This window comes from Enterococcus sp. HMSC061C05, assembly GCF_001814765.1.
GTDB classification, from domain to species: Bacteria; Bacillota; Bacilli; order Lactobacillales; family Enterococcaceae; genus Enterococcus_B; species Enterococcus_B lactis.
This window is the reverse complement of the sequence record NZ_KV817750.1, coordinates 143556-153526: the sequence shown is the minus strand read 5'-3', so window position 1 is coordinate 153526 and position 9971 is coordinate 143556. Positions and strand designations below refer to the sequence as shown.

The window sequence follows — 9971 nt, the reverse complement described above, 5'->3', positions numbered from 1 at the left end:
TTGATGCAGAACAGCTTTTTTACAACCTCTCCAATAAACGGTGTTCAATCAGCTGTCCCTCGACATTAGCTGAGCAAACGGCAAAATATGAGGAACTATTTTTCCGTTTGTTTCTCTAATACTCAGGTCAAAACGCTGATTTCACAACCTCTGATTCACGGTGTTCCAGAAGCAGCTTCTACGGAAATAAGCTGAACACTTTTGTCACAACTTCTTTTTTTTCTGGAGTTTCTTGGTGCATATTTTTGGAGTCCTTCTAAATAAAGCGTAAAATAAAAGTGAGATAAAGGGACGAAGGAGGGGAAGGCTATGCTGAACTTTTTATGGTCGTTGTTTATCGGCGGTGTGTTAGGTTTGATAGCTGGTGCCATTTTGGGAAAAGAAGTCCCAGGTGGTGTATCTGGAAATATCATTATCGGCTTTTTAGGCAGCTGGCTTGGCGAATTTTTACTAGGACCGCTTGGACCGGAACTTGGCGGTTTTTATTTGATACCAGCATTATTGGGTGCAATTTTTTGCCTTGCTCTTTATTCATTTGTGGCAAGACGCATCAGGGAACGACCAAAGAAAGAATAATTTTATTCAAATAAGTTGACACTTCAGTGTGTTACTTGGATAATTAGAAGCAATTTAGGAAAGCGGGTGTCATGGATAAGAAGATCGTCTATCATTCAAGCTTACCTAAAGGACATCCATATAACAAGAAATGAGGGAAAAACGTGGCAACAACGCACAATACCAAAAAGATATCAATGGCTGGCCTACTTGTAGCGATGGGAGTCGTCTACGGAGACATCGGGACAAGTCCGCTTTACGTGATGAAATCGATTGTTGAAGATAATGGCGGATTGACAGGAATCAATCCTGATTTTGTTATCGGATCAGTCTCATTGATTTTTTGGACATTGACTCTACTAACAACGATCAAATATGTCGTGATTGCATTGAATGCAGATAACCATGGGGAAGGTGGAATTTTCTCACTCTACACACTTGTCCGAAAAGGTGGGAAATATTTGATCATTCCTGCAATGATCGGAGGAGCTGCCTTACTAGCGGATGGGGTATTGACCCCTGCTGTGACGGTAACGACTGCGATTGAAGGATTGCGGGGAATTCCGCAGTTTTTTGACCGGTTCGGTAATAACCAGAACGTGATCGTCATTATCACTTTAGTTATTATTTTTGTCTTATTCATGGTCCAACGCTTTGGGACAGATATTGTCGGAAAAGCATTCGGACCAATCATGTTCGCTTGGTTTACTTTTTTAGGAGTAATGGGGTTGCTGAATTTTAGCCAGGATTGGACAGTTATCCGTGCATTGAACCCTTATTACGCAATCCAGCTGCTTTTTAGTGCAGATAACAAACTAGGCTTGTTCATTCTTGGAAATATTTTCTTGGCTACGACAGGTGCAGAGGCGCTTTATTCCGATCTTGGACATGTCGGCAAACGAAATATTCGTTTGAGCTGGCCTTACGTCAAAATTTGTTTGGTTATCAATTATTTTGGGCAGGCTGCATGGTTATTGAATGTTTATCAAAACCCTGAAGCACAGCAAATCAAGAACCTGAATCCATTCTTCCAAATGATGCCTCAAAGTTGGATCGTGATTGGCGTTGCTTTTGCAACAGTTGCTGCGGTGATTGCTTCGCAAGCATTGATTACAGGCTCGTTTACGCTGGTTTCGGAAGCCATCAAGTTGAAACTGCTGCCTCGATTAAAGATCATGTATCCTGGAAACAGTATCGGGCAAATGTATATCCCAGCAGTCAATCTGATTCTATGGATCGCCTGTTCTCTAGTGGTTGTCACATTCCGAACTTCCCATCATATGGAAGCTGCTTATGGTCTGTCAATCACGGTGACCATGTTGATGACGACGGCACTGCTTTACTTTTATCTTATCCAAAACGGCCATTCTCGTTGGTTTGCATATTTAGTTACCTTTTTCTTTGGTGCAATAGAAGTTGTTTTCTTTATCTCAAGTGTCGTCAAATTCTTCCGTGGCGGTTTTGTAGCCGTTCTGATTGGTTTGATCATCTTAGTTGTGATGTTCATTTGGGAACAAGGAAACATCATCCGCGAATCGTCAACTGAGGATGTGTCTTTGAGAGATTATATCCCTCAGCTTAAAGAATTACGTGATGATACTTCTTTACCAATCTATCAGACGAATGTAGTCTTCTTAGTGCCTGATATGGCTGAAGACAAAGTGGGACGACAGTTCATCTATTCGATTTTAGATAAGCGACCTAAAAGAGCACGAGTTTATTGGTTTGTTCATGTGGAAGTGACGGATGAGCCATATACGAAAGAATATCAAGTAGATATGATGGGCACCGACTTTATTGTCCAAGTGAATCTGTTCTTAGGTTTCAGGGTCCAACAGGAAATCAATGTATATGTTCGCCAAGTCATCCATGATTTGATGAAACAAGGCCGTTTGCCAAAACAGCCACAAAGATACTCTCTGACACCAGGACGGGAAGTTGGCGATTTCCAATTTGTCCTGATTGATGAAGTAGTCTCCAATGTGACAACTCTAGGAAAATGGCAGCGTCAAATCATGCAGGCAAAACTGGCAATCAAAAAAATCGCTACCTCGCCAGAAACATGGTTTGGGCTAGAGTACAGTGAAGTAAAACATGAAACTGTTCCGCTTATCATTGGAAATACTCGGAAAACATGGTTGAAAGAGCGATTGTGAAAGTAGCGCTTTGATCTGAATTCAGCTTTTGAATACCGTTTTTATCAGAAATCACGAAAAAGCTGTTTAGCAACAAGTAATGCAATGCTTTTGAGTAAGAAGGAGATGTGGCATTTTTCAGCCACATCTCCTTTTTTATTCCTAATATAAATACGCATTATTTTCAATCTTTTTGTAGAAAAAGGGTACAATAGAAAAAGAGAAAGGCGGGAGAATATGGTTATCAATTTCATTATTTTATTTTTGATGATCGCAATTACTTCATTTTTTGTAGCAAGTGAATTTGCTTTAGTGAAAATCAGACGATCAAAGTTGGAACAACTAGAAAAGGAAAACGTGAAGAACGCCAAGCTAGCTCTTCATGTTACACACCATTTAGATAATTATTTATCAGCTAGTCAATTAGGAATTACGCTAACCGGTCTGATCATCGGGTGGGTCGGTGAAGGCTCTGTCGCGGCTCTACTGGAACCAGTGATCGGTAAACTACCTTTCAGTTCGGCTATCAGCAGTACAATCTCTGTGGCGCTAGGATTTATTTTAGTGACGTATATCGATGTGGTTATTGGCGAACTGCTTCCTAAGAGCTATAGTATCGTCAATACGGAGAAGGTCGTCTTGTTCGTAGTCAAACCGCTTCATTATTTTTATAAAGTAATGTTTCCTTTTATTTGGGTATTGAATCATTCGGCAGCGGGTCTAGGAAAGCTTTTAGGTGTGCGCCTCGTATCTGAAGGAGAAGAAACCTTGTCTCAAGAAGAGCTGACATTAGTCGCATTGAATTCTTATGAAAAAGGAGAGTTGACCAAAGAAGAATATCATTATTTGGAAAACGTGTTTGAATTTGATGATACCTTGGCAAAAGATATACAAGTAGATCGTACGTCTATGCAAGTATTCGAAGCTTCAGAAACAGTAAAAGAAGCGATAAAAGCTTCGATCGAGCAAGGACATACTCGCTATCCAGTGATTTTAGAATCCAAAGACAATGTTCTAGGTTATGTTACCTTACCAGATTTGATCAAGCAATCTTATAAAGATGACCAACTGACAGTAGAACATTTGATTGAAGAGCCAATCGTAACAACTGAAACGATCCCTATAAAAAAATTATTGACGATCATGCGAAAAAAAGGAAAACATATTGCTATCTTAAAAGATGAATATGGAGGGACAAGCGGCTTAGTGACGATTGAAGATATTTTAGAAGAAATCGTCGGGGAAATCCGGGATGAGACAGATTTGGACGAAGCGTTGATAGCGGAACAGTCAGATGGCTCTTATATCATCTCCGGCAAACTAACATTAGATGATTTCCAACGTTATTTTCATGTAGAGATTCCAGAGTTTGAAGAAACGAATTTTACTACACTTGCGGGATTTGCTTCTAGCCGATACAAAGAAATAAACGCAGGAACGATCATTGAGATTGCCTCATTTCGCTTCACGGTATTAGAATACCAGCATGCACATATCGATTATTTCAAAGTAGAGACCATGGAAAGAGAAGCAGAATAAATGAAAAAGGGCTGTGACAAAAAATGTCACAGCCTTTTGTTATCTAAAAAACCTGTTTTCGGTAAACGAAGAAGATATTTTCAATAAAAGTTTTCATTTTTAGCCGCACCGATTTCTTTTAATCAAGGTTACCTTGCTTCGGCATGTTCTAACGTGAAATGCTCCTCTTCACCCATGTGTTTCAATTGTTTCATCGAACGCATGTAAGAGTAAAGCAACACAGCAACAGAGCCGATCCAAGCTAGAGGAGAAGCTGCTGCGGCTCCTGGATACCCCCACATTCCTGTAAGAACGATAGCTGCAAAAGAACGCATAAGCAATTCCATCATACCGGCGATCGTAGGAATCTTGCTTTGTCCAAGACCTTGAAGCGTGTAGCGTAAAATGAACAGGACTGCTAAGATCCAGTAAAGAGACCCATTGATATTGAAGTAGGTTTGTGCTAATTCAAATACATGTGTTTCTGATGGGCTAACAAACAGTTGAACAAAGAAATGTCCAAAGAAAATGACGATAGCACCTGCTAAAAGACTAAATCCGACACTCATCAATAAAGTTTGTCGTACACCTTGCAAGATTCGGCCATATTCCTTTGCACCATAGTTTTGTGCAGTGAAAGTCGCCATTGCGATACCAAATGACATCATCGGTTGATTGGCAAATTGATCAATACGACCAGCAGCGGCTTGAGCAGCCACAACATCTGTCCCTAAGCTATTTAGCGCTGCTTGTAATACGATAGCACCGACAGCGATGATTGAAGACTGGAACGCCATTGGCAAAGCTGCATTTAGATGTACACGAAACTCTTCTTTGTCAAAATTGAAATCTTTTTTGCGTAACTGTAATAAAGGCATCTTTTTCTTGATATACACAAGACACAGTACGCTAGAAGAAACTTGTGCGATTACGGTAGCAATAGCTGCACCTTCCACACCCATACCAAAATAGATAATAAAAATCAAATCAAGTACGACATTGATGATGACCGCAATGATCAGAAAGAATAATGGTGTGCGGCTGTCACCAAGTGCGCGAATGACATTAGAAAGCAAATTGAAACTGACGGATGCAAAGATCCCTAACAAAATAATTGAAATAAATGTTTGTGCTTGATCAATTATTTCAGGAGGAGTTTGCATCAACTGAAGCATCGGACGAATAAACAGGAGACTCAGGACAGTTAAAATCACAGTGACGACAAGACTAATAACAACACTAGCAGCAAAACTTTTCTTCAGACCCCGATAATCTTTTGCACCGTAACGTTGTGCAGTAATAATGGCTAAACCAGCTGTTAACCCTTGGGCAAAACCAATGATCAAAAATGTCAGGCTTCCAGTTGCACCAACCGCTGCCAGCGCATTTTTACCTAGTGTCTGACCCACGATGATCATATCGATCATATTATAAAACTGCTGAAAAACGTTTCCGATCAGTAAAGGAACAGTGAACAGCAAAATCAGTTTAGCGGGGCTTCCTTTTGTTAAATCGCGCATCTTTTAAACTCCTTATATCTTTAAAATTTAGTTAGTAGTATATAGCGTTTATCCTGAGAATACCAATTAGAAATCAATGATAATTGATGAAATTCCATAAAAAGAAGCCAAGAATTGAGTCAAAGAATCAACAACTTGGCCTGGTCTGTAAAATAAGGGACATCCACGTTTATCTATCACCTTAATATTGTCTGATCTCACTTGGTAAAAGGATCGTTTCTCTCGTACCGTCATCATAGGCGTATACTTGAGCAGGAAATTGGTTCGAATAGGCAAACGGCAAATCAATATCCATTTCCACATTGCTTCCTGCTTGAGAAAAATGCATCGTCACTTTTCCACGATTTTCGATCAAATCAAAGGTTAATATATTTTCTAATGGAATGACTCCCTTAAGATCTAGGTCAATAATAAACCATATACTGTCAATCAATTCATCTGGCAAACTTGATACTACACCAACTGAAGCGTAACGGTTGCGGCTGCTATCAAAACTTTCAAACATCTGGTTAACCTCCTTCGAATCAACGAATGTTTTTATTTTTATAATCAATCATAGGATAAACTAGAAATACTTACTTTAACGAGGGTTCATTCTAATAAAGAATCAGGAAAAATGCAACAATAATTGAATACTTTTTTTCAAAGTATAAATTTTTATAAAGGTACGATAAAAATATGCGAGGAAAAGCTTGGTAAATCAGCATTTTTCGTTTGCAAAGCTATTTACAAAAGCGGAAGCCCCATATGAAAATAAACGATTAGAAATAAAAAAGGCGTGTTAAAAGCTGCTGACCCGCCGCTTCTAACACCACCTGATTGTTTCAGTATTATTCTTCTTTTGAACCGATTACTTCTGGTTCGCCGCCTTCACCTGTGCTTTCTTCTTCTTCACTTTGAGCGACTACAGCAGCAATTTGTTCTTCACTGTCGGTCACGAACTTGTAATCGTCGTTTTTTGGAAGATCGGCTACTGTAATAGAATCGCCTAATTCCAAGTTTGTCACGTCGACTTCAATTCGTTCAGGCAATTTGTCTGGTGTAGCAGATACGACTACTGTATACAAGTTTTGAGCTAACACTCCACCCGATTTAACACCAACTGATTCGCCAACAAGAACGACTTCTGTTTCGACTTCTGTTTCTTCCGACATGTTGACAGATAGAAATTCTGCATGTTCGAAATGATTAGTAAAAGTGTTCGTTTGGATCTTATGAACCAATGTATTGACTTTTTGTCCGTCAATGTCCATCGTGATAACTGTGTTTGCTCCATGTTCACGCAGCAATTTGCTTAGTGTCAAACCATCGAATGAGATAGGGGTACTTTCTATTTTATACCCATAAACAACAGCTGGAACTTTCCCTTCATGACGAAGTTTATTTCTTAATGAACGGGGACGTACTTCTCTTTTACTTACTTCTAATGATACTGACATAACCAAAATTCCTCCTTAAAATGTGACTGTCTGCTTTGGTAACGGACAGATTTTATTTAAGTGAATTCTAAAGGCTAATCTCTTGCACATCATCGAAGGCAGGGCGCTTAAAAAAACGCAAAAGGAGAGATGTGCGCATCTCCCCTTAGAAAGTCAGGATTCAACTTTTCTCCACCAGGTCATTACGCTGTGTATGAGAAATCCAATTCACTTTACTCTTTAACCGTAACGCGAACTGCTAGTTAAGTCAAGGAATAACGTTGATGATTTATTTGCAAGCAAACATATTCAAGGTATAATTCTTATTAGTAATAAGAAAGGAAACGGTATGCGCTTAGATAAATTAATAGAAGAAAAATTAGAAACGACACGTAAGGAAATGAAGCGGCTGTTTGCTTTGAAGCAAGTGATGATCGATGGCACAGTCGAATTTCGACAAAATCGAAATGTAGACAGTTTGCTGCATCGGATTGAAGTAGCAGGTGAACATTTAGAAACAAATGAGTCCTACTATCTTCTCAACAAGCCTAAAAAAGCTGTGACTGCTGTGTCAGATCCAGAAAAGACGACGGTAATCGATCTGATTGCAAGTGCCGATCGTTTTCAGCCGCTCTATCCAGTGGGAAGACTGGATAGAGATACAACAGGACTATTGCTGATTACTTCGAATGGCCAATTGGGATATGAAATGCTCCTTCCTGAAAAAAAGGTCTCAAAGACTTATCAAGCAGTGGTGAACGAAAGGGTGACATCAGCAGACGTAGCAGCATTTGAAAAAGGAATCGTATTCGCTGATGGGTACCAATGCCAGTCGGCTAATCTAAAAATACTCAAAGCAGACAAGCACCAAAGTACCGTTTTATTGACGATCCAAGAGGGGAAATTCCATCAAGTCAAAAAGATGTTTTTAGCCCAAGGAAAGAAAGTGATCGCATTGAAGCGGTTAAGCATGGGACCATTGGAATTAGATGAACAGTTGGCAGTAGGCGAGTACCGATCGTTGACGCTAGCAGAGATGAAAAAGTTAAGTATTTATTTTAAATAGGAGATTAAAAAGATGAGATATAACACTTTATTGTTTGATGTTGATGATACATTGCTAGACTTTCAACAAACTGAGGCAAATGCTTTAAGTGCTTTGTTCGCAGAGCAAGGGATCACATTGACACCAGAAATCAAAACGAGCTATAAGGCTTTGAATCATCATTTATGGCAGGAATTTGAAAAGGGCAGACTATCACGAGAAGAAGTAACAGGCAGTCGTTTTGGATTACTCTTCCAGCAATTTGGGAAAACAGTAGATAGTCGCCAAATGGAGAAACGCTATCGTCACTACTTGAATCAAGGACATGATCTTGTTCCGGGAAGTCTAGAACTTCTGAAAAAGCTCCATCCTCACGCCGAACTTTATATTGTAACGAACGGTGTGTCGCATACTCAATATCAGCGTTTAACAGATGCAGGAATGCTTGATTATTTTAAAGATATATTTGTCTCAGAAGCTGTCGGAGCGCAAAAGCCGATGAAAGAATTTTTTGATCATGTATTTTCCCACATTCCTGATCTTGATAAAAAGCAGACGGTGATCATTGGTGATTCACTGACTTCTGATATCAAAGGAGGGAACATGGCAGGGATCGATACGATTTGGTTCAATAAAAACAAATTGCCGGAAATCGAAGAGATCCAACCCACTTATCGAATCGATTCTTTAGAAGAACTTTACTCATTATTGGAAATTGAAAAGGATTAATTTTCAGAAAAATATAGCATTTTCGTGTTTTTTCGCTATAATAGATTAGAATGAAAAAACGGATACGAAAGAGGTTTTAGTCAATGACAAAAAGCAAGCCAATTATCATTGGTGTGACGGGTGGGTCAGGAAGCGGAAAGACAAGTGTCAGCCGTGCGATTTTCAACAACTTCCCGGACCATTCCATCATGATGCTTGAACAAGATTCTTATTATAAGGATCAGAGCCATTTGAGTTTTGAAGAACGATTGAACACAAATTACGATCACCCTTTTGCCTTTGATAATGATCTGCTGATTCAGCATGTAGGCGACTTACTGAACTATAAAGCCATTGAAAAACCCGTGTATGACTATGTAGCGCATACAAGAAGTCAGGCAACGATCATTCAGGAACCAAAAGAAGTGATCATTCTAGAAGGAATCCTGATCTTAGAAGATGAACGTCTGCGTGACTTGATGGATATCAAGGTATACGTAGATACAGACGATGATATTCGTATTATTCGTCGTATCAAACGGGATATGGAAGAACGGGGACGCACATTGGACTCCGTGATCGAGCAATATTTGACAGTTGTTAAACCGATGTATCATCAATTTATCGAACCAACGAAGCGCTATGCGGATATCATTGTTCCAGAAGGCGGAGAAAACCACGTTGCTATTGATTTGATTACAACAAAAGTGGCTAGTTTCTTAAACCATAAATAGTGCGCAGCGAAACAGTTGAACGGACTGCGACCGTTTGAAAAGCAAGGATCCTGCTTTTTGAACAGTCACCAGTCAACTGTTTTTTTATTTATAACAAGAGGTTGTGAAATCAGCGTCTTGACTTGAGTATTAGAGAGAAAAAACGGAAAAATAGTTCCTTATATTTTACCGTTTTTTGAGCTAATACCGAAGGTCAGCTGATTGAGCACCGTGAATCAGAGGTCGTGAAAAAGCTGCCCTGCATCCAGTAATAAGAACAAATCAAACAAAAACAGCTTCTCATGTTTTTCGTTTGGTTGGGTTTATTATCGTAGATGCAAGCTTTTGAACACCGTTTA

The 9971-nt window shown here is 39.4% G+C and carries 9 protein-coding genes; 6 read left to right on the top strand and 3 right to left on the bottom strand.

All coding sequences use genetic code 11. From position 1 onward, the window contains the following. Nucleotides 1–309 precede the first annotated feature (309 nt). From HMPREF2988_RS10125 to HMPREF2988_RS10115, 3 genes are all read left to right on the top strand, one after another. Nucleotides 310–576 (top strand): GlsB/YeaQ/YmgE family stress response membrane protein, encoded by a 267-nt coding sequence (locus HMPREF2988_RS10125; protein ID WP_002293441.1) that lies wholly within the window; start codon nt 310–312, stop codon nt 574–576. Nucleotides 577–719: 143 nt separating this feature from the next. Further along, nucleotides 720–2711, top strand: coding sequence for a KUP/HAK/KT family potassium transporter (locus HMPREF2988_RS10120; protein WP_002315557.1), 1992 nt, complete (start codon nt 720–722; stop codon nt 2709–2711). Nucleotides 2712–2927: 216 nt separating this feature from the next. Further along, entirely contained in the window at nt 2928–4229 is a 1302-nt protein-coding gene (locus tag HMPREF2988_RS10115; protein ID WP_024635700.1) for a hemolysin family protein, read from the top strand. Nucleotides 4230–4357: 128 nt separating this feature from the next. Here HMPREF2988_RS10115 and HMPREF2988_RS10110 read toward each other — a convergent pair whose 3' ends face one another. The 3 genes from HMPREF2988_RS10110 to HMPREF2988_RS10100 all read right to left on the bottom strand — a co-directional run bounded on the left by HMPREF2988_RS10110 (nt 4358) and on the right by HMPREF2988_RS10100 (nt 7167). Further along, nucleotides 4358–5728 (bottom strand): MATE family efflux transporter, encoded by a 1371-nt coding sequence (locus HMPREF2988_RS10110; RefSeq protein ID WP_002293436.1) that lies wholly within the window; start codon nt 5726–5728, stop codon nt 4358–4360. Nucleotides 5729–5909: 181 nt separating this feature from the next. Then, complete coding sequence (locus HMPREF2988_RS10105) at nt 5910–6233, bottom strand: DUF960 domain-containing protein (protein WP_002289744.1); 324 nt, start codon at nt 6231–6233, stop codon at nt 5910–5912. A 325-nt stretch (nt 6234–6558) separates the two neighbouring features. Then, nucleotides 6559–7167, bottom strand: coding sequence for a 50S ribosomal protein L25/general stress protein Ctc (locus tag HMPREF2988_RS10100; protein WP_002293435.1), 609 nt, complete (start codon nt 7165–7167; stop codon nt 6559–6561). Nucleotides 7168–7495: 328 nt separating this feature from the next. Between HMPREF2988_RS10100 and HMPREF2988_RS10095 the strand changes: the two genes are divergently transcribed. The 3 genes from HMPREF2988_RS10095 (at nt 7496) to udk (ending at nt 9633) form a co-directional block, all read left to right on the top strand. Continuing rightward, nucleotides 7496–8212: a 16S rRNA pseudouridine(516) synthase gene (locus HMPREF2988_RS10095; RefSeq protein ID WP_002315561.1), complete on the top strand. Its 717-nt coding sequence runs from the start codon at nt 7496–7498 to the stop codon at nt 8210–8212. Between the two features lie 12 nt (nt 8213–8224). After that, entirely contained in the window at nt 8225–8920 is a 696-nt protein-coding gene (locus HMPREF2988_RS10090) for a YjjG family noncanonical pyrimidine nucleotidase (protein WP_002315562.1), read from the top strand. Nucleotides 8921–9003: 83 nt separating this feature from the next. Next, nucleotides 9004–9633, top strand: a complete 630-nt coding sequence (gene udk / locus HMPREF2988_RS10085; RefSeq protein WP_002289751.1) for a uridine kinase — start codon at nt 9004–9006, stop codon at nt 9631–9633. Nucleotides 9634–9971: the final 338 nt, after the last annotated feature.